Source organism: Brachybacterium sacelli, assembly GCF_017876545.1.
Lineage (GTDB): Bacteria > Actinomycetota > Actinomycetes > Actinomycetales > Dermabacteraceae > Brachybacterium > Brachybacterium sacelli.
Genome location: NZ_JAGIOD010000001.1, coordinates 2,298,314 through 2,322,823, shown reverse-complemented (window position 1 = coordinate 2,322,823; position 24,510 = coordinate 2,298,314). Strand labels below are relative to the sequence as shown.

The window sequence follows — 24,510 nt, the reverse complement described above, 5'->3', positions numbered from 1 at the left end:
GCGAACCGTCCGGTGCGCGTCCTTCCGCCGGCCGCGCCCCGGTGGCATCGTGGCGCGCATGAGCGAGAACACCACTGCCCTCACCCCTGCCGAGGTCGCCGCGGCCGGCCTCGCCGACTTCACGCCGTCGACCCCCGTGCTCGTGGCCCGCTACCGCACGGACGACTTCGCCTCCACCCTGGCCCTCGTCGAGCGCATCGGTGCGGCTGCCGAGGAGGCGAACCACCATCCCGACCTGACCCTCGGCTACGGGTCCGTGGGCGTCACCCTCACCAGCCATGACGTCGGTGGGATCACGGAGCGCGACCTCGCGATGGCGCGACGGATCAGCGAGCTCGCGGCCGAGGCCGGCGCGGTCGCCGCCGGCGACTGACCAGCTCCCCGGGCACGCCGCCCACCCCGCAGTACCCTGGGGGGATGCACCGGCCAGCAGCCCGGGAGACGCCCTCCCGCCGTCGCGTCCTGCGCGGCGCCGGAGCGCTGGCCGTGCTCGGTGCCGCCGGCGCGGGGGGCTGCACGCTCACGCGGGTGCTCTCGCCCCCCGTCGATCCCCGCACCGTCGTCCCCCTGTTCTCGCAGTCGGTCGCCTACGACGCCTCCGGGACCAGGCAGCTGGTCGGGGTCGAGGGCGCGAAGGCCTCCCTGGACCCCGGGACCCGGCTGCTCACGGCGGTCCCCGAGGACGCGCCGGCCCGGGAGCGGGCCGAGCAGTTCCTGACCGGCACCGCCGCGTGGTCGGAGCGGCTCGCCGCCGCTCACCCCGAGCGGCCCGAGCTGCACGATCTCGCCGGCTCGGCGCCGGCGGACCTGTGGGTGCTCACCGATCAGCTGGCCGCTCCGGTCGCCGGCTGGAGCCGCAACTGGCGCTTCGTCTGGCCGCGGGACGCGGCGTTCGCCGCGGTGGCCCTCGCCCGCATCGGGCACCCGGACCGGGCGGTGGAGATCCTCGCGCATCTGCAGTCCCTGCAGGCCGTGGACGGCTGGTACGAGGCACGCTATGTGCCCGGCACGGATCGCGCGCCGGATGACCGCGCACGCCAGTTCGACGGGACCGGGCTGGTGCTCTGGGCCGTCCAGGAGGTCGCGGGGACGCTGCCCGAGGACCGTCGCGTCGCGGTCACGGACCGTCTGGCGGCGCTGATCGGCACCTCCCAGCGGGTGCTGCTGGCCTCGACCGGGGACGGGGAGGTGATGCCGCCGGTCTCCCCCGACTACTGGGAGGTGCACGAGCGGTCCGTGACGCTCGGGATCATGGCGGCCACGCTCGCAGGCCTGCGGGCGGGGGCGGACCTCACCGGCGAGGGTCGCGCCCGGCGTGCCGCCGACTCCTTCACCACCCTGCTGACGGGGACCTTCGGGGCCCACGGCTACCAGCGCCACCGGCGCGGCGGGGGCGCCGACTCCGCCCTGGCCTTCCTCGACGCCACCGGCTGCCACGGCATCGTCCCGACCGCTCAGCTGCTCTCCCTGCGCGAGGAGCTCGCACGCCCGGCCGGCGGGATCGCCCCCGGCGCGTCCTGGAAGGACGACGGGATCAGCTGGACGCCGTCGACCAGCCTGCTCGCCCTCGCCCTCGCCCGCTCCGGGCGGCCGGCGGAGGCCGGGGACCTGCTGACCTGGCTCGCGCAGCACCGCACCGCAGCCGGCTCACTACCGGAGAAGGTGCTGTTCGACGGGCGACCCGCTGCCGTCGCCCCCTTGGCCTGGACGGCGGCGAACGTGCTGCTGGCGCTCGACGCGCTGGCGGGGAGCTGACCGGGGCGCACAGTCCCCTCAATCAGCGGTCGCGGCCTCGAGGATCCGGGTGACGGCCCCGTCCGGGGTGAGGGTGGTGAGGTCGAGCCCGAGGGCGTCCGCGGGCGCGGGCATCGCCGGCACCTCCAGCAGCTCCCGGAGGATGGCCGGGTCGGTGAGCTTGCTGCGCTCGGCGCGACCCGGTGCGTCGACGCGGCGCAGCAGCGCCTCCGGGGTCGCCGTCAGCCAGACCGGTACGAATCGTGCGCCGCGGCGCCGGGCGAGCGTCCGCAGCCGCTCGACGTGCGCGGCGTTCTCCGGGTCCTCGGGCAGCCAGTTGGTGAACACATGGCTCCGCGGCGCGGGGGCGGCCAGCGTCGCCTCGAGCACCACGTCGAGGACGCGGGCCCGCAGCGCGTCGGTGTCCGCGAGGGCGACGCCGCCGCGACCCAGCCCCATCGGGACGAACACGGCGTTGTTCACCAGATGGTTGTCGACGACGATCGCCCCGATCCGTCGTTCCAGCTCCCGGGCGAGGCGCAGCTTGCCGACGGCGGGCGGTCCGACGAGCAGAAACACCGTCGGGGCCATCGCGTTCCCCGGTCCCGGGTCCTCGTGCGCAGAAGAACTCATCGAGGCATCGTAGGCGCTCGCCGGGGCGTGATCCGCCGGGACCTCAGAACAGGATCGTCGAGAGCTCCCCGATCTGGTGGAAGCCGGAGGCCGCGTAGGCCCGCCGAGCGGGCTCGTTGAAGTCGTTGACGTAGAGCGTGACCTGCGGGGCGTGGTCCCGGCGCACTTGCCCCACCAGGTCCGCCATGGCCGTGCGGCCGAGGCCCTGACCGCGGTGGTCCGGGCGCACCCACACCCCGTGGATCTGGGCGACGGGGCCGAACAGGGAGCCGACGTCGGCCTTGAACAGCACCCGGTCGTCCTCGACCACGACGTAGGTGCGACCGTGCCGGATCAGGTCCCTCACCCGGTTCCGGTAGGACCGTCCACCGTCGCCCTGCAGGGGGTCGACCCCGACCTCCTCCCGGAACATCGCGACCGCTGCCGGGAAGACCAGGTCCGCCTCCTCCGGCATCGCGGGGCGCAGCCGGGACGCCCCGGCCCGGCCGGCCGCGCCCGCCACCAGCAGCGGCTGGCTCCAGCGGTATTCGCGCACGTCCCTGCCCCAGGTCTCCGCCAACGATTCCCAGAACGTCTCGATCGCCCGGCGCTCCCCCACCACCGAGCTGGCGCGGCGGGGGCGGGCGGCCATGTGAGAACCGAAGTCCTCCAGAGCCTCCGCGGTCGCCGACAGCGGTGAGAGGTTCACCCCGTGCCACAACAGCCCCCCGGGCAGCCTCTCGTCCCCGGCATAGGAGAACTCCTGGGAGACGGCAGGACTGCGGCCCACCTCACGCAGCCGGGCGCCCGCGAGCGCATTGGTCACCGGGTCCTTCAGGGCGTGCGTCAGTGCGATGTCGACGCCGCTCGGGCGGACCGGCCGGACCCGGCCCCCGCGCCGGAACATCGCCGCTCAGCCCACGGAGACCGAGAGAGCACCGCAGCCGGCGCCCACCTCGCCCTCCGGGTCGGCGTCGATCCGCCGGGCACCAGCCGGCGACGTCTCGGCAGCGGGAATGCCCGGGCTCACGGAAGTCACCTCTCCATTATGGGCGCCGAGTCCCGGACATGGGCCGCGACGTCAGGGGAACAGCGTGATGGGCTCGACGATGTCGGCGTACAGCAGCAGCACCGTCATCAGCAGGAAGACCAGGGCGACCGCGTTGGTCAGCGGCAGCAGGCGGGACATGTCCACCGGACCCGGATCGGATCTCCCGCGCAGGCGCGCGAGCAGTCGTCGTGCGCCCTCCGCCAGCGCCCCGGCGACGTGGCCGCCGTCCAGCGGCAGCAACGGCACCAGGTTGAACACGAACAGGGCCATGTTCAGCGACGCCAGCATCGAGACCATGGTGCCGACCTTCTCGCGCACCTCGAATCCGGGCTGATCGGCGGCGGCGACCTCCCCGGCCAGCCGCGACACGCCGACCACGCCCAGCGGACCGTCGGGGTCGCGCTCGGTGCTGCCGAAGGCGGCCTGTCCCACCTCGTACAGCCGCACGGGCAGCGTGAGGATCAATTCGCCGGTGCGGGAGAAGGTCGTCCACGCCAGCTCCGGCACGACGGCCGGGGACTGCGGCACCAGGTCGGGCGTGCCCGAGACCCCGAGGAAGCCGACCTGCTCGGTGACCAGCTCCCCCTCCGCGTCCCGCACCGCGGCTCCCTCCTCGTCGAGCACCGGGCGGGCGTCGACGATCGGGGTCGCCTCGAGGTGGAGCGTCTCCCCGTCGCGCTCGACGATGACGGGCACGGTGCGGTCACCGCTGGTGCGGACCGCCTCGGTCACGTCGGACCAGGCCTCGATCTCGTGGCCGTCGATGGATTCGAGGGTGTCCCCGGGCCGGATGCCGGCGGCGAGGGCGGGGGCCTCCTGTTCACCCTCGCAGTCGGCGTCGGCGGGGGCGTCGGCCGGCAGCACGCACTCGGAGACCGCCTGCACCGTCGGGGTGACTGCGGGCATGCCGATGCCGCAGGCCATCACGGTCATCAGCAGGACGGAGATCAGCAGGTTCATGGTCGGCCCGCCGAGCATCACCACGAGCTTCTTGGGCACCGACAGCGCGACGAAGGTGCGATGCGCGTCCTCGGGACCGTACTGGGAGGCCTCGTACGCCTTGGCGTCCGCGGAGATCTGGGACATCTGCTGCACCAGTCCGGTGGAGTCCTCGCGGATCGTGCCCTCGGGCTCGCCCTTGTGCGGCGGGAACATACCGATCATGCGGATGTAGCCGCCGAGCGGGAAGGCTTTGACGCCGTACTCGGTCTCCCCGCGGCGACGGGAGAGGACCGTCGGCCCGAAGCCGATCATGTACTGCGTGACCCGGACGCCGAACAGCTTCGCCGGGACCAGGTGCCCGAGCTCGTGCAGGGCGATCGAGATCGCCAGGCCCGCGGCGACGACCAGGACGCCGAGGACGAACAGCGCCGCGCTCATCGCACCCGCTCGGTCGAGGGTGCGGCGTCGGCGAGGATCACGGCACGGAGGCCATCACGTCCGCGACGTGGTCCAGGTAGACGTCCACCACGGCCTCGCGGTAGCCCTCGGCCCCGCGACGCCGGCGGAAGGCGGCCCGCCGCACGTCGTCGACGCTCATCGGCAGCCCGTCGGTGAAGTAGGCGACCAGCTGATCGCACAGGGCATCGACGTCGACCTTGTCGTAGGAAGGCTCTCCCTGCGCGGCCGGCGCGAAGCGGTCCCCGGCGGGGCGCTCGAGGCGCTCCTTGAGGGTCTCGGCGCGCTCGGTGAGCTGGGCGACCCAGACGTCCTCGCCCTGCTCGGCGATGGCGTCGTCCCGTGACTGCAGGGCGAAGGCGTCGGAGAGACGATCCAGCGCCTCGTCGACCACCCGCATGTCGTAGCCGCCGCGCTCGGTCCCGAAGCTGGCGGAGGTGATGTCGGCGCCGGAGAAGCCGGGGTCGCGTCCTTCGTAGGCGGTGCGGGCGCGGGCGAGGAAGTCGTCGACCTCGCGCATGTCGTATCCGACGCTGAAGCGAGAGACACGCTCGAACGATGTGCTCACCAGTGGATCCTTCCTCGGTGCTGTCAGTGCCCCACTGTAGCGGCGCGGGGGGCGGGGTTCGGGGAGGCGGGCGGCACGCTCACCCGGCGGTGGCTGCGACGGCCTCGACACGGGCGATACGCGCTTCGCGGTCCTCGCGGTGCTCGTCGGTCTCGATGACCTCGGCGGCCAGCTGTCCACAGGCGCCGTCGATGTCGGAGCCGCGGGTGTCGCGGATGGTCGCGGAGAGTCCGGCGTCGCGCAGGGTCTGGACGAACTGCTTCTCCACGAAGGGATCCGAGGCCGTCCACTTCGAGCCCTTGACCGGGTTCAGCGGGATCGGGTTCACGTGCACCCAGTGCGCTCCGCCCTTGGCGATCAGGCGGTCGGCGAGCAGCTGGGCCCGGTGCGCCTGGTCGTTGATGTCCCGGATCAGCGCGTACTCGATGCTCACCCGACGCCCGGTGGCCTCGAAGTACTCCCAGGCGGCATCGAGGATCTCGTCGATGTCGAAGCGGGTGTTGATCGGCACCAGCTCATTGCGCAGCGCGTCGTCGGGGGCGTGCAGGGAGACGGCGAGGGTGAGCGGGATCTTCTCGGCCGTCAGCTTGCGCACGGCGGGGGCGAGCCCGACGGTCGAGACGGTGATGTGACGGGCACCCATGCCGAAGCCCTCGGGGGCGGCGGCGTTCAGCCGCCGGCACACGGTGGCCACGGGCCGGTAGTTCGCCAGCGGTTCGCCCATCCCCATGAACACGATGTTGGAGACGTGGCCTGGGCCGCCGGGGAGGTCCCCGTCGGCGAGCAGCTTGTTCGCGATCCGCACCTGCTCGAGGATCTCTGCGGTGGAGAGGTTGCGGGTCAGGCCCATCTGTCCGGTGGCGCAGAAGGGGCAGTTCATGCCGCAGCCGGCCTCGGAGGAGATGCACAGGGTGACGCGGTCGCTGTAGCGCATCAGGACCGACTCGACCATCGACCCGTCGAACAGCTTCCACAGGAACTTCTGGGTCGCGCCGTGATCCGCGGACTGGCGCGAGACGATCGTGAGCAGCTGTGGGAAGAAGCGGTCCGTGAGCTCCTGGCGACGGTCCTTCGGCAGGTCGGTGAGGTCGTCGGGCTCGGTGGTGAAGTGCTCGAAGTAGTGCACGGACAGCTGCTTGGCACGGTAACCGGGCATCCCCATCTCCTCGACCGCCGCGATGCGCTCGGCGAGGGTGAGATCCGCCAGGTGCGCCGGCGGCTTGCCGCGGCGGGCGGGGCGCAGCTGCAGCTGCCCGGGAGCGAGGGCGACCTTCTGACCGGGCACGGCCTCGCGGGAGAGATCGGGGAGGTCGGCCGCACCGGCGGGTGGGGCCTTCCTGGGTGTCTCGTCGGTGCTGTTCATGGCAGCAGGACCTCCAGCATGATGTAGGTGGTGGGAGCGGCGAGCAGGATGGAGTCCACCCTGTCCAGCACACCCCCGTGGCCGGGCAGCAGATGCCCCATGTCCTTGATCCCCAGGTCCCGTTTCAGGAGCGATTCGGACAGGTCGCCGCAGGTGGAGACGATGACCAGGACGACCCCGAGGACGACCCCCGTCCACCAGGGCAGGTCCAGGGCGAGCATCCCCACCGTCGTCACCGCGCCGACGCCCATGAGCAGGGAGCCGGCGAAGCCCTCCCAGCTCTTCTTGGGGCTGATGCCCGGGGCCATCGGGTGCGAGCCGAACAGCACCCCGGCCACGTAGCCGCCGATGTCGTTGCCCACGGAGCCGAGCACGGCGAGTAGCACCAGCATCGGCCCCTGGTCCAGGCCGAACAGCAGCAGGGTGAAGCATCCCAGGAACGCGACCCACGCCAGGCAGAACACTCCCCCGGCGACGTCCCGCAGGGCGGTCAGCCCCATGGATTCGGAGACCCGCCACAGGATCAGCACGCAGACCGCGACGGCGGTGGCGGCCAGCAGTCCCTCGGCGTCGAAAACGACGGTCGAGACCGCCATGCCGATCACGCCGACCATCAGCGGCACGGGCGGCACCCGCAGCCCGCCCTGGGCCAGGGCCCGGGTGAGCTCGAGCACCGCGAGCACCATCACGACGGAGACCAGAACCGCGAACGCCTGGGGAACCAGGAACAGCGCGCACAGCAGCACGCCGCCCAGGCCCGCTCCCACGGCGATGGCCGCGGGGAGGTTGCGCCCCGGGCCGCGGCGCTTGGCATGCGCCGAGGGGCCCCCACCCGCACCGATGACCGCCTCGGCGGTTCTCGAGGCGGTCGTGGACGAGGAGGGGTCCGGGTCGGTGCTCACGGGCGCGGGCAGGAGTCGATCGGGTCAGATCGTCTCGAGCTCGGTCTCCTTGTGGCCCAGTGACTCGTCGATCTGCTCGATGTAGGACTTGGTCACGGACTCCAGCTCCTTCTCGGCGCGGTTGCCCTCGTCCTCGCCGATCTCCTTGTCCTTGACCAGCTTCTCGAGCGCCTTCTTCGCGTTGCCGCGGGAACCGCGCACGGCGACCCGGCCGTCCTCGGCCTTGGTCCGGGCGAGCTTGACGTAGTCGCGACGACGCTCCTCCGTGAGCGCGGGAAGCACCACCCGGAGGGTGTCGCCGTTGTTGGTGGGGTTCACGCCCAGGTCGGAGTCCCGCAGCGCGGACTCCACCTGCCCCATGGCGGACTTGTCGTAGGGGGTGACGATGACGGTGCGGGCCTCGGGGAACTGGAGCGAGGCCAGCTGGTTCAGCGGCGTCGGCGCCCCGTAGTACTCGACCGTGATGCCCTGGAACATCGCGGCGGTGGCCCGGCCGGTGCGGATGGAGGTGAACTCCTCCCTGGTGACGTCGACGGACTTGGACATCTTGGCCTTGGCGTCCTTCAGGATGCTGGCGGGGTCGTCGCTCACGACTGCTCCTCGGTTCTCGGTGTGTGGTGGATCCATTGTCCCGCACCGTCAAGCCAGGGCGGGCAGGTGGGGCCGGGGTCAGTCGTGCGAGACGACCGTGCCGATCCGCTCCCCGCGCATCGCGCGGGTGATGTTGCCGGGGGTGTCCAGGCCGAAGACCATCATCTGCTGCGCGTTGTCCATGCACAGGCTGAAAGCCGTGGAGTCGACGACCTTCAGACCGCGCTGGAGGGCGTCGTTGTAGGTGAGATGGTCCAGCCTGACGGCCTCGGGGTCCGTGCGCGGGTCGGCGCTGTAGACGCCGTCGACGCCGTTCTTGGCCATCAGGACCTCTTCGCAGCCGATCTCCAGCGCTCGCTGCACGGCGACCGTGTCGGTGGAGAAGTAGGGCATGCCGACGCCCGCCCCGAAGATGACCACGCGGCCCTTCTCCAGGTGCCGCACGGCGCGCAGCGGGATGTAGGGCTCGGCGACCTGACCCATCTCGATGGCGGACTGCACACGGGTGGTGACACCGCGCTGCTCGAGGAAGTCCTGCAGCGCGAGGCAGTTCATGACCGTCCCGAGCATTCCCATGTAGTCGGCGCGGCGGCGGTCCATCCCACGCTGGGAGAGTTCGGCGCCGCGGAAGAAGTTGCCGCCGCCGACGACGATGGCGCACTCGATGCCCTGGGCGACGCCCTCGGCGATCTCGCCCGCGATGCGGGAGACCACGTCGGGATCCACGCCGACGGCACCTCCCCCGAAGGCTTCACCGGAGAGCTTCAGGAGGACTCGACGTCCGTCCTCTTTCTTCGGGAGAATGGGTATCGGTGACGTGAACGTCTGGGTCATGTCGGTCCTTCCGCGCTGGGTCCTCGGCGATGATACCGGCGCGGCCCCGCACCGATGGTGCGGGGCCGCAGGTCGGTGGCCACGCTCACGCGCGACCAGGGAGGGCGCCCGCAGTCATCGAGCGCCGGCTCCCTCGGGGAGTCAGCCGCCGACGCGGAAGCGGACGAAACCGGAGAGCGAGCCGCCGGCCTCCTCGACGATCTTGCCGACGGTCTGCTTCGGGTCCTTGGCGAACGCCTGATCGAGCAGGACGTTCTCCTTGTAGTAACCGTTCAGGCGGCCCTCGACGATCTTCGGGATCGCCTTCTCGGGCTTGCCCTCGTTCTCCGCGGTCTCCTGGGCGATGCGACGCTCGTTCGCGACGATGTCCTCGGGGACCTCCTCACGGCTGAGGTAGGCCGGGGAGAACGCGGCGATGTGCATCGCGACGTCGCGCGCGACCTCGGCGGCGGCCGAGTCGGAGGCGACGAGCACGCCGACCTGCGGGGGCAGGTCCTTGTTGGTGCGGTGCATGTAGGAGGTGACGGCCTCGCCGGAGACGCGGCCGATGCGGCGCACCAGGATCTTCTCACCCATGGAGGCGCCGGCGGTGGTCAGGGCCTCACCGAACTCGGTGCCGGCGAGGTCCTCGGGCTCCTCGGCCCCGGACTCGACGGCCGCGGCCACGGCCTCGTCGCCCAGGGCGACGAACTTGTCGTTCTTGGCGACGAAGTCGGTCTCGCAGTTGAGCTCGACGAGGGTGCCGGTCCGGCCGTCCTCGCTGTCACGGATGTCGACGGCGATGAGGCCCTCGGAGGCGGTGCGGCTCTCGCGCTTGGCGATGCCCTTGAGGCCCTTGACGCGGATGACCTCGATGGCCTTGGCGCGATCGCCGTCGGCCTCGTCGAGAGCCTTCTTGACGTCGAGCATGCCCGCGCCGGTGCTCTCGCGGATCTCCTTGATGTCTGCTGCCGTGTACTTGGCCATGTTCCTCTTCCTTGTGGGAGCTGCGGGAGGGGCGGGAGGCGGAGTGCGCCTCCCCGTGGAGGGGCCCGGGAACGAGGTGTCGTCCCCGGGCCCGCGGGTCACTCGGCGGCGGGGGCCTCGGAGGACTTCTCCTCGGAGGACTTCTCCTCGGCGACCGCCTCGGCGGCGGCGTCCGACGCGGGGGCGTTGTCGGCCGCCTGGGCCGGAGCCTCGGCGGAGATGCCGGCCGGCTCCTCGGCGGTCTCTGCGGCCTCCGCGGCGACCGATTCCTCGGCCGGTGCGTCCTGCTGCTGGACCTCGGACTGCTTCAGCAGCTCCTGCTCCCACTCGGCCAGCGGCTCGGCGGCGACGGCGGAGACGTTCTTCTCCCCGCCCTCGGCGCCGGAGGCCTTGGCGTGGCGCTCCTGCAGACCAGCGGCGACGGCGTCGGCCACCACCCGGGTCAGCAGCGTGACGGAGCGGATCGCGTCGTCGTTGCCGGGGATCGGGTAGGCGATCTCGTCGGGGTCGCAGTTGGTGTCCAGGATCGCGACGACCGGGATGTTGAGCTTCTGCGCCTCGTCGACGGCCAGGTGCTCCTTGTTGGTGTCCACGATCCACACGGCGGACGGAGCCTTGCCCATGTCGCGGATACCGCCCAGGGTCTTCTCCAGCTTGTCCTTCTCGCGGCGCATCATCAGCAGCTCCTTCTTGGTGCGGCCGGAGGCGGCCACATCCTCGAAGTCGATCTGCTCGAGCTCCTTGAGACGGTTCACGCGGGCGGAGACGGTCTGCAGGTTGGTGAGCATGCCGCCCAGCCAACGCTGGTTCACGTAGGGCATGCCCACGCGGGTGGCCTGCTCCTGGATGGACTCCTGAGCCTGCTTCTTGGTGCCGACGAACAGCACGGTGCCGCCGTGGGCGACGGTCTGCTTGACGAATTCGTAGGCCTTGTCGATGTACGACAGGGTCTGCATGAGGTCGACGATGTAGATGCCGTTGCGCTCCGTGAAGATGAAGCGACGGACCTTCGGGTTCCACCGACGGGTCTGGTGACCGAAGTGGACGCCGCTCTCCAGGAGCTGGCGCATGGTGACGACTGCCATGTTGGTGTCCTCTGTTCTGGGCCTGGGCTCGCACGACTCGCCCGGGGGCGTCCGTGGTCGTCGCGCAGGACCTGCATACTCGGTTGTGTCCCCGACACCGGTCGGTGCGGGGCCTGGTGCCCGGGTGCCGGCCGCCTCGGGGATGCCCCGCACGCGAGGTGCGAGACGGCCGAGGACCGATGGCCGGCGAGCCCTGGAGGGCACGCGAAGTCATCCGGACGGACCGGATGCTGGTGGGAGTCTATCCGACGTCGCCGCGTCCGCCGGCGCCGAATACGTCACGCCGGGGTGTCGGCCGGGGTGTCGATCGCCTCCGGCGTCCGGACCGTGCCGGGTCCGGTCGTCCTTCCTCCCCAGCACCCCGTCGTCCACCGCCGCGTCCCGGCCCGGGACGGTCGCGGCACCGCCGGGCGAGGATGCCGCCATGGCTCCTCGTCACCTGTCCGTGAGCGCCCCGCCGACGCCGCGCCCCCTGCTGCGGGCGCTGCGCATCGTACTGATCCTGCTGTGCCTGCTGACCGCCCTCGCGGTCCCGGGTCCGGCAGGTGCCGACACCCCGCGCTGGCAATGGCCGGTCCCGTCGCCGCACCCGGTCATCCATCCCTTCGACCCGCCGGAGGATCCCTACGGCCCGGGCCATCGCGGCATCGATGTCGGCGTGCCCGGCGCCGGCACCGCGGTGCACGCGGTGGAGGCGGGGACGGTGCGATTCAGCGGGACCGTGGCCGGTCGCGGGGTGGTCTCGGTGCTGCACGCCGACGGGCTGATCTCGACCTACGAACCGGTCGCGGGCTCGCTCGAGAAGGGGACGCGGGTGCGCGCCGGTGAGGTGCTGGGAAAGATCGCGGGGCCTGGCGCCTCCCACTGCGAGGAGCAGGTCTGCCTGCACCTGGGGGCACGCAGGGCCCAGGGGTACGTGGATCCTCAGGTGCTGCTCGGGGCCCGGGGTCCCAGCGTGCTGCTGCCGTGGGCTGCAGGTGCGCAAGCGGTGGCCGGGAGCTCGGAGCCGCGAGTCGGGATCGCGTCGGCGGGATCCTCCGCACGCGCGACGACGGGGTCGCCAGTGGGCGAGCGGATCGCACTGCTGACGTGAAGCGCCCGCCGACGTGAGCGACTGCCCGCGGGAGCGGCCTCAAGCGCGGGGGTGGGCCTGGTCGATCGTGCGGCGCAGGCGCTCAGCGCTGACGTGCGTGTAGATCTGCGTGGTCGCCAGTGAGGAGTGCCCGAGGAAGTCCTGGACGCTGCGCAGGTCCGCCCCGCCCTCGACCAGGTGGGTGGCGGCGCTGTGACGCAGGGTGTGCGGGGTGACGTGCTTGGCGATGCCGGCCCGGACCGCGTAGCGATCGATCAGGGTGCGCACGGCACGGTCCCCGAGCCTGCCACCGCGCGCCCCCAGGAACAGCGCTCCTCCCCCGCCGCCGGCCTCCCGATGACGACCTGGATCCTGCGCAGCGGCCGGACGCCTCTCACGGGCGGCGAGGACGGGACGACCATCCTGCTCCCACCGCTGCACGGCATCGAGCGCGGGGATCCCGACCGGCACGATGCGCTCCTTGTCCCCCTTGCCACGGACCCGGACGGTGCCCTGGGAACGGTCGATGCCGGCGCGGTCCAGCGCGACCAGCTCGGAAACGCGCAGGCCCGAGGAGTAGAGCAGCTCGAGCACGGCGGCGTCGCGCAGCACGATCGCCTGCTGGACGGGGTCCTCGGCCGGGTCGGAACCCGCTGCGGGGTCGGGAACACGGCCCGCTGCCGGTCCGGCAGGGGGCTCCCCGGCCGCCTCGGCGTCGCGCTCCGGGGCGCCGGCCGCGTTCACGCCGTCAAGCAGGCCCGCGGCCTGGTCTCCGGAGAGCACGGTGGGCAGATGGCGGCCCCGGCGCGGCGCCTTCAGACGTCCACCGACGTCCTGCTCGATGCGTCCGGTGGTGGCGAGCCAGGTGGTGAAGGTGCGCGCTGCGGCGGCCGAGCGGGCCAGGGTGCTGGATGCGGCGCCGGTCTCCGAACGGGCCGCCAGCCAGGATCGCAGCGCGGCCACGTCGAGCTCCTCCAGGTCGAGGCGTTCGACGGTGCGCAGGTGCTCGAGCAGTCCCGTGGCCTCGCGGCAGTATGCCCGCACGGTGTGCTCCGAGCGGCCCCGTTCGAGACGGAGGTGCTCGGCGAAAGCGGACACCACCGCCGCCGGGGGCGGCTCCGACTCGCGCGTCATGCGGCCCATCCTCCCCCACACCGTCCCCGGGTCCGCGCGTCAGGGGGCCGGACGGGCGCGTCGCGCGCGGTCCCCCGCCGTCACCACCAGTCCCAGCAGAGCGAGGCGTGCCAGGGCTGCGTCGACCTCGGGCTGCGAGAAGCCGACCTCCCGAGCGATCCGGGCGATGCCGAGACTCGAGCGCGGCGGCACGGCGTCCAGGACCCGTCTATCGGACGCGCTGAGCAGTTCGAGCTCGTCCTGGACCGCGAAGCTGCCGTCCCCGGCGGCCGGACCGCCGGGCAGCAGGTCGAGCAGCTCGGACGGCTCGGTGACCAGCACTGCTCCCCGCTCGCGGATCACGCGGTGGCAGCCGGCGCTCGCGGCGGAGGTGATCGGCCCGGGCACCGCGCCGACCGGTCGCGAGAGGTGGTCGGCCAGGCGGGCGGTGGACAGCGCCCCGGAGCGCCAGGACGCTTCGACCACCAGTACGGCCTGGCCGAGCGCCGCGATCAGGCGATTGCGGGCCAGGAAGCGCCACCGGGTGGGGGCGGTCCCCGGAGGCGCCTCGCTGAGGACGAGGTGGCGTTCCCGGATGCGTTCGAGCAGATCGGTGTTCCCTTGCGGGTAGAGCCGGTCGAGCCCGCCGGCCAGCACGGCGACGGTCGCCCCGCCGTCCGCCGCGAGTGCGCCGCGGTGCGCGGCCGCGTCGATCCCGTAGGCGCCTCCGGAGACGACGGTGCCGCCACGGGCGGCGAGCTCCGCCCCGAAGGTCATGGCCGCGTCCTCCCCGTAAGGGGTCGAGGCCCGCGAGCCGACGATCGCGGCGCAGCGGGCGCCGACGAGCTCGTCGAGACGGCCGGGGCCCTGCACCCACAGGCAGTGAGGGCCCGTCTCCTGCAGGTCCTCGAGCGGTGTCGGCCACTCCGCATCCGCCGGGGTGAGGATGCGGATCCGGCGGCGTGCGGCGGCCTCGCTGACGGCATCGACGTCGACCTCGCCCAGGCGGGCTCGCCAGCGGGCCAGGGCCCGGCGCGACCGCTGGTGCGGGGCACCCGGCTCGGCGGCATCGGCGGGGAGATCGCCGCCGAGCCGGGAGGTCAGCTCCGTGTCCGTGCCCTCACGGGCGAGGACCAGGGCTTCGCAGGGGCCGAGCATGCTGCGGGCAAGGAGCGCGACCGGATCGGAGGGTTCGGCGATCAGCGACCAGGTGATCCGGGCCGTGCGGTCCGCCGCATCGTCCTTCGGCGTCGTGGACTTCGAGGGGGTCATCGCGGTTCTCCTTCGCGCAGGGTGAGGGCGTGGCCGATGTGCTCGGCATCAGGGCGGTCGGCTCCGTCGAGGTCGGCGAGGGTCCAGGCCAGGCGCAGCACCCTGTCGTGACCGCGCAGGGTCAGCCGTCCCTGCGCGACGGCATGGTCGAGCAGGCGGCGCTGGGACGGCTCCGGGGCGAAGTCGCGGCGCAGTCGTGGCCCGGGCAGGTGGGCATTGGTGAGCCAGGGCAGGCCCTCGAACCGCAGTCGCTGCCGTTCCCGTGCCGCGGCCACTCGGTCGGCGATCACCGCGGTGGGTTCGGCCTCCACCTCCGCCGTGCGGTGGAGATCCACGGGCCCGACCTGGACCTGCATGTCGACGCGGTCCATCACGGGGCCGGAGAGCCGCCCCCGGTACCGCCGCTTCTGCAGAGCCGTGCAGGAACACCCCGCGCCCTTGCCGACGGCCTGGCCGCAGGGGCACGGGTTGGACGCCAGGACCAGTTGGAACCGTGCCGGGTAGCGGGTCACCGCGCGGGCCCGGTGGAGGGTGATGTCCCCGGTCTCGAGCGGTTCGCGCAGTGCCTCGAGCACCCGGGCCGAGAACTCGGGGGCCTCGTCGAGGAAGAGGACCCCGGCATGAGCGCGGGAGATCGCCCCGGGCAGCGCGAGACCGGATCCTCCACCGACGATCGCGGCGGTGGTGGCGGTGTGGTGCGGGCTCTCGAACGGGGGCGTGCGGCACAGCCCGCCGCCGGCGTCGAAGCGGCCGCTGAGCGAGCGGATCGCCGAGACGGCCAGGGAGTCGTCGACGTCCAGCTCGGGAAGGACCCCGGGGATCCGGGAGGCGATCATGGTCTTCCCGGCCCCGGGCGGCCCGGTCAGCAGCAGATGATGCCCGCCGGCGGCGGCGACCTCGGCGGCCCGACGCGCCTGGGCCTGCCCGATGACATCGGCGAAGTCCGGCGGGGCGGCGGCGCGGGTCCGGTCGTCCTCGCTCGGCGGCACGGCCAGCTGGAGCGCCTGGCGCGCCGGGGAGGGTGGGACGTCGGCCCCGAAGCGGTGCAGCAGGCCGGTGAGGTCCGCGGCGCCGTCGACCTCGATCCCCTCCACGAGCCGTGCCTCCGACAGGTTCTGCTCGGGCACGACGGCGCGGGTGATCCCCAGATCGCGCGCGGCCAGCAGCGCCGGCAGCACCCCCGGGACGGGACGGACGCGCCCGTCGAGACCGAGCTCCCCCAGCAGCACCGTGTCGCCCGGGACGTGGACCAGGAGGTCACCCTGGGCGTCCACGACTGCCATCGCGATGGCGAGATCGAAGCCGGAGCCGCGCTTGGGCTGCCAGGCCGGGGTCATGTTCACCGTGATCCGTCGCTGGGCGAGACGGGCACCGCTGCGCGCGGCGGCGGCCCGCACCCGCTCGCGCGCCTGCAGCGTGGAGGAGTCGGGCAGGCCCACGAGAGAGAACGCCGGCAGTCCCGGGGAGACATCGGCCTCGACCTCGACCAGCGTCCCGTCGAGCCCGGTGAGGCTCACGGAGAGGGTGCGTGCGTGGCCCATCGTCACACCGCTTCGAGATGCTCGAGGGAGAAGGTCCCGTCGAGGTGCGCAAGGACAGCGACGACGTCGATGCGGACATCGCGGTGCGGGGTGGAGCGCTCCATGAGGTACTCCCCCGCGAGCCGTCGCAGCCGTCGCAGCTTCGCGGCGGTGACGGCGGCCTGCGGGACACCCGTGACGAAGGTGCGGCGGGTCTTGACCTCGACGAAGACGAGCGTCGTATGGGCCAGCGCGACGATGTCGAGCTCACCCTGGGACAGCTGCAGGTTGCGCTCGAGGATCTGCCAGCCGCAGGCCACGAGGTGCTCGGCGGCGAGGTCCTCCCCTGCCCGGCCCAGCTCTCTCGTGGTCATCTCGCCGACCCGGCACCGTCGAGGAGGCGCGGAGGGCCCGGCCACCGGTGGATCGGCCGCCGATCCCACCAGGTGCGTCTCCTCGGCAGGCGGGGCCGCCGGCTCGGAAGCCGTCCGGGCACGGCGGCGCGGAGGGCTGGCGGTCGCGGGGCGAGGGGCGTGGGCCGTGGAGTTCATGCCCGTCAGCGTGGCCGGACGCCGGCCTCGGCACAGCCGCGGCGGACGTTCTGGGGACGAGCACCCTCTGGGGAGGAAGGATGATCCCGGCGGATTCCGGCCGCCGCGCTCGGGCCGGCCCGCTGCTCAGGGCAGGGAGATGTCCGGCTTGTTGAGCTCCTCGATGTTGACGTCCTTGAACGTCACCACCCGCACGGAGCGGACGAAGCGGTTGGAGCGGTAGATGTCCCAGACCCAGACGTCGGCCAGCCGCAGCTCGTAGAACACCTCGCCGCCCCCGGAGCGGACCTGCAGGTCCACCTGGTTGGCGAGGTAGAAGCGCCGCTCGGTCTCGACGACGTAGGTGAACAGGCTCACCACGTCGCGGTATTCGCGGAACAGCTGGAGTTCGAGGTCGGACTCGTAGTTCTCGAGATCCTGCGCGCTCACCGGCGCTCCTCCTTCTGCTGCAGCGGCCACTGGTCGCCCCACAGTACGCCAGCGGGGCTGGATGCCGGCTCGACGACGACGGGTGTCGGGGCCGTGCCGCCCAGCCGCCAGCTGCGACGGTGGTGCTCGTGGGCGCCGAGACGCTCGATGGCCTCCCGGTGCGCGGCCGAGCCGTACCCCTTGTTGGACGCCCAGCAGTACTCGGGCGCGAGACCGTCGAGGCCGACCATGTGGGCGTCGCGCGCGACCTTCGCCAGCACGCTGGCGGCGGAGACGCTCGCGCAGTCCCGGTCAGCCGCGACCCGCAGCTCGACCCGCGGGGCCGGCCGGTCCGGGCGGACCAGCGCGGCGGAAAGCACGTCGGCGTCGCCGTCCAGGAGGATCGCATCGGGCTCGACGCCCAGGGACTCGAGGGCCCGCAGGGCGGCCCGGGTCAGGGCCCCGATGATGCCGACCTCGTCGATCTCGGCGGCGCTCGCCCACCCGACCGCACCGGCGTGCACCGCCGCGAGGATCGGTTCCACCAGCGCCTCACGGCGGCGGGCGGTGAGCGACTTCGAGTCGCGCACCCCCTCGGGCAGCGCGGGGGTGCGCCCGTCGACGATCTCGAGGGCACAGGCCCCCATCGCGACGGGACCTGCCAGGGCGCCGCGTCCGACCTCGTCGAGGCCGACGACGACGCGTCGGCCCGGCCCGCAGCGCATGGCCAGCGCGAGCTCGAGGTCGAGGGTGGGGATCGTCGGCGTCACGGCTGATCGGGCACGTCGGCGAAGCTGTCGCGGCCCTCGCCGAGGCCGCTCCACCGTGAGGCGGGCCAGAAGACGGCCTCGGCCTTGCCGGTGATGTTCTCCTCGGGGACGAACCCGTTCTCCCCCTGCGACTCGTGCCACGCGGAGTCCGCGGAGGCATGGCGGTTGTCGCCCATCACCCAGACCCGGTCCTCGGGCACGGTGACGTCGAAGGCGACCTGGCACGGGGAGGTGGCCTGATTGGTGTAGGGCTCGTCGAGCTCGACGCCGTTGACCGTCAGCGCCGCGCCCTGCTCCGCGCACACGACGTGGTCGCCGGGCAGACCGATCAGCCGCTTGACCAGATGGTCCTGTGAGGGATCCGGGGCGAGGCCGACGAGGCTGAGCACCATCATCACCCTCACCCGCGGAGTGGGGTCCTCGGTCGCGTCACCCGGGATCCAGTTGTCCGGGTCCTCGAAGACGACGACGTCGCCGCGATGCAGGTCGAACACCCCCGGGGTCAGCTTGGAGACCAGGATCTTGTCGTCCTCGAGCAGCGTCGGGTTCATCGACGCCGACGGGATGTAGAACGGCTGGATCAGGAAGGTCTTGACCAGCACCGCGATGATCAGCGCGATGACCATGGTGACCACCGTGTCCAGCCACAGCGGCATGCGCGGGCGGCGAGGGCGCTCCGAGCTGCGGTGCCGGCTCGGGGCGTTCTCCTCCGGTGCGGCGTCCTCGGAATCGGACACGGCACGGCGGGAGTCATCGGACGCGTTCATCGCGGCGATACTATCCGCACAACCTGCGTGTCAGAGCGAGCTTCGGCGAGTGAGAGGCCACACGATGCGCTCGACCTCGCCCACCACCCGGTCCACGGGGATCATCCCGCCGCCCGGAGCGCCGAGCAGATGCCGTGAATCGGTGGAGTCGGAGCGATTGTCGCCGAGCACGAACATGCGGCCGTCCGGCACTCGCAGATCGAACTCGATCTCGCTGGGCGTCGTGCCGGGGGCGAGATACGGCTCCTCGAGCGGGACCCCGTCGATCGTGATCGCCCCGTCGTCGTCGCAGCAGCTCACCCGGTCGCCGCCGACGGCGATCACCCGCTTGACCCAGTACCGGTCCCCGTCGGCCGCGGAGGGCGCGAAGTACCCGGTGCCGTCGAAGACGACCACCTCCCCGCGGGTCGCGGCTGCGCGGGTGGAGCGATCGGCCAGGATCACGTCGCCGGCGACGAGGGCCGGCTCCATGGAGGCCGACGGCACGCGGAACGGGCGGACCACGAAGTGCCGCACCGCCCCGGTGCCGACGAGGAGCAGCGCGACGCAGACGGCGGCGGCCACCACCAGGTGGGGCCGCCGCCGTCCGGACTGCGCGTCTCGGGTCATCCCGGGATCAGGAGTGAGTGCGCTTCTCCTTGATGCGGGCCTTCTTGCCCGTGAGGTTGCGCAGGTAGTACAGCTTCGCGCGACGCACGTCGCCACGGGTGACGACCTCGATCTTGTCGACGGTCGGGGCGTGCACGGGGAACACGCGCTCGACGCCGACGCCGAAGGAGATCTTGCGGACGCGGAAGGTCTCGCCGACGCCATGGCCCTGACGGCCGATGACGTAGCCCTGGAAGACCTGGATACGAGAGCGGTTGCCCTCGATGACCTTCACGTGCACCTTGACGTTGTCGCCGGCGCGGAAATCGGGGACGTCCTCGCGCAGGGACGCCTTGTCGAGCTCATCGAGCTTCTGCATGGTGTGTCTCCAGCCCTCCGCCTCAGGTCGGACGGCGTGTTCGTCGGGCGACCCGGGGTGACCGGGGCCCGTCATGAACCGTCGATCCGGCGAGGAGCGGACTCCCCGTACCGGTGTGCTGGGCCTCTGGCGGCGACTCCCGTCGCCACGGACCTGCCCGACCGCTGACTGCGTCCCTCCCCTGAGGCAGAGGCACGCACGGTGTGCACGAGCGCCCATTCTGCCAGCGCAGGAGCGCCTCGGCAAGCGACCGCCCCGATGACGACGCTGGTCAGCGGGTGCTCACGGTGTCGGATCCGTCACGCGGGGCGGCGAGGTCACCGGGTGCTCAGTCCGGGGCACCGTCCCCGTCGGCCGGTCCGAGCAGGTCCGGGCGCCGCCGCCCTGTGCGCAGCACGGACTGCTCGCGGCGCCAGGCGGCGATCCTGCCGTGGTCGCCCGAGAGCAGGATCCCGGGCGCCTCGCGCACGACGCCGACTGGGTCGTGCCAGGCGGCGGGGCGGGTGTACAGGGGGTACTCGAGCATCCCGTCGGAGTGGGACTCCTCGACCAGGGACTCGGCGTTGCCGACGACACCGGGCACCAGGCGCACGACGGCCTCGGTCATCGCGAGGACGGCGACCTCTCCCCCGTTGAGCACGTAGTCGCCCAGCGAGGCGAGAGCGATCTCGTAGCCGGCGTCGGCGAGGTGCTCGTAGACCCGCTCGTCGATGCCCTCGTAGCGGCCACAGGCGAAGACGATCCACTCGCAGTGCGACCACTCCTGGGCGGTGGCCTGCACGAACGGTGTGCCGGCGGGGTTGGGGAAGACGATCAGCGGCTCGACGTCGGCCCCCAGCCCCTCCTGACCCCGGTCGCGCACCGCGGCGAAGGCCTCCGCCCACGGCTCGGGCTTCATCACCATCCCGGCACCGCCGCCCAGCGGAGTGTCGTCGACGGTGCGGTGCCGGTCATGGGTGTGGTCGCGCAGGTCATGGACGACGAGATCCACGAGCCCTTCGCGGCGGGCCTTCCCGATCAGCGACAGCTCGAGCGGGGCGAGGTAGTCCGGGAAGAGGGTGATGACGTCGAGGCGCACGGCGGCCTCACTCCTGAGGCCGCGCGGGCGGCGCGGAGGTCTCGGGTTCGGGCCCCTGCTCGTCCTCCGGCAGCGCCTCGAAGAGCCCGCCGGGAGGATCTGCGACCACGATCCCTTCGGCGAGGTCCACCTCGGGCACCAGCTGCTGGACCAGCGGCAGCTGGACGCGCCTGCGGTCGCGGGTGCGGACCACCAGCAGGTCCTGGGCCGGGTAGTGGTCCACGCCCAGCACGGTGCCGAGCTCGTGGCCGTCGACGTGGCGCACGGTCAGACCCTTGAGCTGGCTGGGGTACCAGGCGTCGGGGTCCTCGTCGGCCTCCTCCGCGGAGTCCACGGCCAGTGCGAGATCCTTCCCGCGCAGCGACTCCGCATCGGTGCGGTCGGTGACCTCGTCGAAGGCGACGTACCAGCGGTCCTGCTGGAGACGGGTGCGCGTCACGGTGAGGGTGCGCGCTCCCCCGTCGGCCGGGACCTCGAAGGTCGTGCCGGGGCGCAGCCTCTCCTCGGGCTGATCGGTGCGCAGGGTCAGTGCGACCTCGCCGCGCAGGCCGTGGGCGCGCCCGATGGTGGCGATCGTGACGTCCAGGGTGTTCATACCAGTCCTCCGTCGTCCTCGGAGCTCTCGCCCTCGTCGAGCTCGCCGAGCTCCGGCGAGGAGTACCCGGCGGCGTCGCAGGCAGTCCCGAGCTCGGTCAGGGGGTCGCGCAGCCCGTCGGAGGTGGTGTCGCCGTCCAGGGCGTCCTGGAACGGGGCGCGCACGTGGGTCAGGGCCTCGCGGACCGCGTCGTCGTCGACCGCAGCGATCTCGGCGCTGAGCAGGTCGGCGGTCTTCTGCACGTCCTCCATGCGGTCGGTGGGGACGGTGCGCGGGCTGAGACCGACGAGCTTGAACATGTTCGAGGTCAGCACGTTGGCATTGGCGAAGTGGGACAGGGTGCCCGGGGTGTCGAAGACGTCCGCGCAGGTCAGAGCCGCGGGCTTGGTGCCGTCCTCGCCGGGGCCGAGGACCCATGAAGCGGCGACCGAGGAGCCCGCACAGGACTCGGCCACGCCGTCCCACGCGGTCGCGAAGGCCTCGAGATCGGCGTCGGTGCCCAGCTCGGGCTCGCTGCGGAACCAGTCCGCCAGGTCGCTCGCTGCGGCGAGCGCGCTCTCGGGGGCGCCCTCGAAGGCGGCCTCGATGTCGTCGCCGGTCATGGCATAGAAGAAGGGGTCCGAGGGGCCCGCCTCGGGGGCGGTGGCCGCCCGGTCGAGCACGACGCGGGACAGCGGCGCGGTGTAGTCGGGGTCGCCCCAGAACTCCTGGCAGGCGGCCGCGAGCTCGGGGGGTGCGGAGGTGGCCTTCTCGGTGGCCTCGGGAGCGGCGGCCGCGCTCTCCTCCGGGTCTCCCCCGCCAGTGGCGGTGCACCCGGCCAGCAGCAGGGTGGCGCCGAGCAGCGCCCCGGCACCGTGCGCACGCCGGCGGGTCGTGGAGAGCCAGGAGCGGCGCTGCACAGTCAGGTCAGCCATGGTGGACATGACTTCCCTGCCGGCAGCGCCGCTCCGGGAGATCGTACGAGGCACCTCAGCGCCGGTCGACGTCGACGATGTCGACGCGCACGTCGTCCTCCGACAGGGCCGCGGTGACCGTGCGCAGGGCACGGGCGGTGCGGCCCGACCGTCCGATGACACGTCCGAGATCGGCGGCGCCGACCCGGACCTCGAGCAGCGGGCCGCGACGCGTCGACTTCTCGGCCACGCTCACGGCCTCGGGATCGTCGACGATGCCGCGGACGAGGTGGTCGAGGGCTTCGGCGCGGGCGCTCATCTCAGGCCTCGTCGGTCGTCGCGGCCTCGGCGTCCTCGGTGGACTCACCCTCGGCGGGGGCTTCCTCGGAACCGGGTGCGACCTCAGCGGCCTCCTCGGACTTGGCCTTCTTGGCGTCGTCGCGGGAGGTGGACGCGGCCTTGTCGGCCTCGGCGATGAGCTCCTCGGCGCTCTTCTGGAGCTCGGAGGCCTTCAGCGTGCCGGCGGGGTCTCCCTCGCCGGTGTGCTTCGCCCAGTCGCCGGTGACCTTCAGCAGCGCGGCGACCTGCTCGGACGGCTGGGCGCCGACGCCGAGCCAGTACTGCGCACGCTCCGAGTCGATCTTGATGTACGAGGGGTTCTCGGTCGGGTGGTACTGACCGAGCTCCTCGATCACGGCACCGTCGCGCTTCTTGCGCGAATCGGCGACGACGACACGGTAGTGCGGTGCACGGATCTTGCCCATGCGCTTCAGGCGGATCTTGACAGCCACGTGGGTGGACTCTCCTTCAGGGATGTTCGGGTGAGTCCCGCCGCAGCCTGTGGGGTGATGCGGGCGCTGACGGTTCTCGAGGTGTCGTGCCCGGGCGGGTAGAGGGCCGGCCCGGACGCATACACCGGTGATTATGCCAGGGAACATCGCTCGGGCACCACCCGGGCCGATGTGCACCGGGGCACAGCGGGTGCGCGGAGTCGTCGGGACCGGGGCGCGGCGCGCTTCAGAGTCCCGCAATCGCTTCGATCAGCTGGTTCACGCCGAGGACCAGGAAGAGCAGCGCGACCACGCCGAGCACCAGGTTCAGCGCCCAGCCGTTGCGCCAGGTGGTCGGCACGTGCCGCGAGTTCAACAGGAACAGCAGGGTCAGTGCCAGGAACGGCATGAAGAAGGAGCCCAGCACGCCGTAGGCGACGATCACCTGCACCGGCTTGCCGAGCAGGAGCAGCAGCATCGGCGGGAACGTCAGCCACAGGATGTAGAACCGGTAGTAGCGCCCGCCGATCCCCCGGTCGCGGTGGCCCTCGGGCAGGCGGCGGGCCGCGCCGAAGAAGTCCGCGAACATGATCGAGACGCCGTTCCACACACCGAGGACGGAGGAGAAGGACGAGGCCCAGAAGCCGAGCAGGAACACCACGGCCATGAACTCGCCGTAGCGGTCGGCGAGCACGTCGGCGAGATCCACCAGGCCCTGGTCGTCCTCCCCGACGGCGATGCCGGCCGAGTACAGCAGCTCTGCCCCGACGATGAGCATGGCGATCACGAAGATCCCGGAGATGACGTAGGCCATCGTGTTGTCCAGCCGCATGACCCTCATCCAGCGCGGAGTGGACCAGCCCTTCTCCGTCAGCCAGTACCCGTAGGCGGCCAGGGTGATGGTGCCGCCCACGCCGCCGGCGATGCTCAGGGTGTACAGGAGCCCACCCTCGGGGATCCGCGGGATCAGTCCCGTGAGGACCTCGCCCAGGTTCGGGAGGGTGACCACGGCCGCCCCGACGACGGTCACGAACATGAGGCCGACGAGGGCGGCGATGATCAGCTCGAGCCGACGGTAGTGGCCCAGCCACACCAGGGCCGCGCCGATCAGCCCGGTCAGCACGGCGAAGACGCCCAGGGGGATCTGGGTGACGATCTCGATGTCCCCGATGACCGGAAGCTTCGGGATCAGCGCGACGATCGGCAGGGCGGAGGCCGACATCGCGGTCGCGCCGTACACGAAGCCCCACACCAGGATGTACGGGCCGAAGTAGAAGGAGGTCCAGCGCCCCAGGCGGCGCCAACCCTCGAAGATGGAGTGCCCGGTGGCGAGGGTCCAGCGTGCCGCGCCCTCCACCAGGAAGATCTTGATAACGACGCCGGCGACCGCGGCCCAGAGCAGGGCGTAGCCGAAGCGGGAGCCGGCGACGAGGGTCGCGACCAGGTCCCCCGCGCCGATGCCGGTCGCGGCGACCAGCAGCCCGGGGCCGATCAGCTTCCACCGGGGCGGGGGCTCCCCGCCGGCAGGGTCGGGTTCGCAGGCGGCACCCGTCGACGGGTTCCGAGCGTCATCGCGGGGATCAGGGCGGGAATCCATGACGGGGATGCTACGGCCCGGAAGGCGCCCTCC

General features: G+C 72.3%; 29 protein-coding genes. 3 read left to right on the top strand and 26 right to left on the bottom strand.

Translation table 11 applies throughout. From position 1 onward, the window contains the following. Positions 1-58: 58 nt before the first annotated feature. Together JOF43_RS10455 and JOF43_RS10450 are read left to right on the top strand one after the other, a co-directional pair. Entirely contained in the window at positions 59-373 is a 315-nt protein-coding gene (locus tag JOF43_RS10455) for a 4a-hydroxytetrahydrobiopterin dehydratase (RefSeq protein ID WP_209901797.1), read from the top strand. A gap of 44 nt (positions 374-417) precedes the next feature. Then, positions 418-1,755, top strand: coding sequence for a hypothetical protein (locus JOF43_RS10450; protein ID WP_209901796.1), 1,338 nt, complete (start codon positions 418-420; stop codon positions 1,753-1,755). Positions 1,756-1,773: 18 nt separating this feature from the next. Here JOF43_RS10450 and JOF43_RS10445 read toward each other — a convergent pair whose 3' ends face one another. From JOF43_RS10445 to rpsB, 11 genes are all read right to left on the bottom strand, one after another. Continuing rightward, the gene (locus JOF43_RS10445; protein ID WP_209901794.1) at positions 1,774-2,367 is read right to left on the bottom strand and encodes a P-loop nucleotide/nucleoside kinase family protein; all 594 of its coding nucleotides are present in this window, start codon (positions 2,365-2,367) and stop codon (positions 1,774-1,776) included. 43 nt (positions 2,368-2,410) lie between these two features. After that, positions 2,411-3,172 carry a GNAT family N-acetyltransferase gene (locus JOF43_RS10440; protein ID WP_342592142.1) on the bottom strand — a complete coding sequence of 254 codons (762 nt, stop codon included), beginning with the start codon at positions 3,170-3,172 and terminating at the stop codon, positions 2,411-2,413. An 87-nt stretch (positions 3,173-3,259) separates the two neighbouring features. After that, positions 3,260-3,385, bottom strand: coding sequence for a hypothetical protein (locus JOF43_RS22995; protein WP_281065029.1), 126 nt, complete (start codon positions 3,383-3,385; stop codon positions 3,260-3,262). Positions 3,386-3,427: 42 nt separating this feature from the next. After that, the gene (locus JOF43_RS10435) at positions 3,428-4,777 is read right to left on the bottom strand and encodes a M50 family metallopeptidase (protein WP_209901790.1); all 1,350 of its coding nucleotides are present in this window, start codon (positions 4,775-4,777) and stop codon (positions 3,428-3,430) included. Between the two features lie 37 nt (positions 4,778-4,814). Beyond that, positions 4,815-5,363 (bottom strand): DivIVA domain-containing protein, encoded by a 549-nt coding sequence (locus JOF43_RS10430; RefSeq protein WP_209901788.1) that lies wholly within the window; start codon positions 5,361-5,363, stop codon positions 4,815-4,817. Between the two features lie 79 nt (positions 5,364-5,442). Beyond that, positions 5,443-6,726, bottom strand: a complete 1,284-nt coding sequence (rlmN, locus tag JOF43_RS10425; RefSeq protein WP_209901786.1) for a dual-specificity RNA methyltransferase RlmN — start codon at positions 6,724-6,726, stop codon at positions 5,443-5,445. Continuing rightward, positions 6,723-7,628: a phosphatidate cytidylyltransferase gene (locus tag JOF43_RS10420; protein ID WP_209901784.1), complete on the bottom strand. Its 906-nt coding sequence runs from the start codon at positions 7,626-7,628 to the stop codon at positions 6,723-6,725. Before JOF43_RS10420 ends, rlmN begins: the two co-directional genes overlap by 4 nt. Before the next feature lie 24 nt (positions 7,629-7,652). Next, the gene (gene frr, locus JOF43_RS10415) at positions 7,653-8,219 is read right to left on the bottom strand and encodes a ribosome recycling factor (RefSeq protein ID WP_209901782.1); all 567 of its coding nucleotides are present in this window, start codon (positions 8,217-8,219) and stop codon (positions 7,653-7,655) included. Positions 8,220-8,297: 78 nt separating this feature from the next. Beyond that, on the bottom strand, positions 8,298-9,053 hold the full coding sequence (gene pyrH, locus JOF43_RS10410) for a UMP kinase (RefSeq protein ID WP_209901780.1): 756 nt from the start codon (positions 9,051-9,053) through the stop codon (positions 8,298-8,300). Positions 9,054-9,194: 141 nt separating this feature from the next. Beyond that, entirely contained in the window at positions 9,195-10,019 is an 825-nt protein-coding gene (gene tsf, locus JOF43_RS10405; protein WP_209901778.1) for a translation elongation factor Ts, read from the bottom strand. 98 nt (positions 10,020-10,117) lie between these two features. Further along, complete coding sequence (gene rpsB / locus JOF43_RS10400; RefSeq protein WP_209901776.1) at positions 10,118-11,104, bottom strand: 30S ribosomal protein S2; 987 nt, start codon at positions 11,102-11,104, stop codon at positions 10,118-10,120. 424 nt (positions 11,105-11,528) lie between these two features. Between rpsB and JOF43_RS10395 the strand changes: the two genes are divergently transcribed. Beyond that, complete coding sequence (locus JOF43_RS10395) at positions 11,529-12,197, top strand: murein hydrolase activator EnvC family protein (protein WP_209901774.1); 669 nt, start codon at positions 11,529-11,531, stop codon at positions 12,195-12,197. A 39-nt stretch (positions 12,198-12,236) separates the two neighbouring features. On the opposite strand, the gene JOF43_RS10390 is transcribed toward JOF43_RS10395, so the two are convergent. The 15 genes from JOF43_RS10390 to JOF43_RS10320 form a co-directional block, all read right to left on the bottom strand. Then, positions 12,237-13,310, bottom strand: coding sequence for a tyrosine recombinase XerC (locus tag JOF43_RS10390; protein WP_209901772.1), 1,074 nt, complete (start codon positions 13,308-13,310; stop codon positions 12,237-12,239). A gap of 39 nt (positions 13,311-13,349) precedes the next feature. Next, on the bottom strand, positions 13,350-14,561 hold the full coding sequence (gene dprA / locus JOF43_RS10385; RefSeq protein ID WP_209901770.1) for a DNA-processing protein DprA: 1,212 nt from the start codon (positions 14,559-14,561) through the stop codon (positions 13,350-13,352). Next, positions 14,558-16,102 (bottom strand): YifB family Mg chelatase-like AAA ATPase, encoded by a 1,545-nt coding sequence (locus JOF43_RS10380; RefSeq protein WP_209901768.1) that lies wholly within the window; start codon positions 16,100-16,102, stop codon positions 14,558-14,560. The genes dprA and JOF43_RS10380 overlap by 4 nt, the downstream gene beginning before the upstream one ends. Positions 16,103-16,104: 2 nt before the next feature. Beyond that, entirely contained in the window at positions 16,105-16,455 is a 351-nt protein-coding gene (locus JOF43_RS10375) for a YraN family protein (RefSeq protein ID WP_209901766.1), read from the bottom strand. A 303-nt stretch (positions 16,456-16,758) separates the two neighbouring features. Then, on the bottom strand, positions 16,759-17,061 hold the full coding sequence (locus JOF43_RS10370) for a DUF2469 domain-containing protein (protein ID WP_076810501.1): 303 nt from the start codon (positions 17,059-17,061) through the stop codon (positions 16,759-16,761). Continuing rightward, complete coding sequence (locus JOF43_RS10365; RefSeq protein WP_342592141.1) at positions 17,058-17,810, bottom strand: ribonuclease HII; 753 nt, start codon at positions 17,808-17,810, stop codon at positions 17,058-17,060. The genes JOF43_RS10370 and JOF43_RS10365 overlap by 4 nt, the downstream gene beginning before the upstream one ends. Then, a complete protein-coding gene (gene lepB / locus JOF43_RS10360) occupies positions 17,807-18,577 on the bottom strand; it encodes a signal peptidase I (protein ID WP_209901764.1) in 771 nt (256 codons plus the stop codon). Before lepB (JOF43_RS10360) ends, JOF43_RS10365 begins: the two co-directional genes overlap by 4 nt. Positions 18,578-18,607: 30 nt before the next feature. Next, positions 18,608-19,186, bottom strand: coding sequence for a signal peptidase I (gene lepB, locus JOF43_RS10355; RefSeq protein WP_209901762.1), 579 nt, complete (start codon positions 19,184-19,186; stop codon positions 18,608-18,610). A gap of 7 nt (positions 19,187-19,193) precedes the next feature. Further along, the gene (gene rplS, locus JOF43_RS10350) at positions 19,194-19,544 is read right to left on the bottom strand and encodes a 50S ribosomal protein L19 (RefSeq protein WP_209901760.1); all 351 of its coding nucleotides are present in this window, start codon (positions 19,542-19,544) and stop codon (positions 19,194-19,196) included. A 328-nt stretch (positions 19,545-19,872) separates the two neighbouring features. Then, entirely contained in the window at positions 19,873-20,622 is a 750-nt protein-coding gene (gene trmD / locus JOF43_RS10345) for a tRNA (guanosine(37)-N1)-methyltransferase TrmD (RefSeq protein ID WP_209901758.1), read from the bottom strand. Positions 20,623-20,629: 7 nt separating this feature from the next. Further along, entirely contained in the window at positions 20,630-21,217 is a 588-nt protein-coding gene (gene rimM / locus JOF43_RS10340) for a ribosome maturation factor RimM (protein ID WP_209901756.1), read from the bottom strand. Beyond that, positions 21,214-22,131 carry a hypothetical protein gene (locus tag JOF43_RS10335; protein WP_245354079.1) on the bottom strand — a complete coding sequence of 306 codons (918 nt, stop codon included), beginning with the start codon at positions 22,129-22,131 and terminating at the stop codon, positions 21,214-21,216. Before JOF43_RS10335 ends, rimM begins: the two co-directional genes overlap by 4 nt. Positions 22,132-22,186: 55 nt before the next feature. Then, the gene (locus JOF43_RS10330; RefSeq protein WP_209901754.1) at positions 22,187-22,429 is read right to left on the bottom strand and encodes a KH domain-containing protein; all 243 of its coding nucleotides are present in this window, start codon (positions 22,427-22,429) and stop codon (positions 22,187-22,189) included. Between the two features lies 1 nt (position 22,430). After that, the gene (gene rpsP / locus JOF43_RS10325; RefSeq protein WP_209901752.1) at positions 22,431-22,901 is read right to left on the bottom strand and encodes a 30S ribosomal protein S16; all 471 of its coding nucleotides are present in this window, start codon (positions 22,899-22,901) and stop codon (positions 22,431-22,433) included. Positions 22,902-23,127: 226 nt separating this feature from the next. Then, a complete protein-coding gene (locus JOF43_RS10320) occupies positions 23,128-24,477 on the bottom strand; it encodes an Nramp family divalent metal transporter (RefSeq protein WP_209901751.1) in 1,350 nt (449 codons plus the stop codon). Positions 24,478-24,510: the final 33 nt, after the last annotated feature.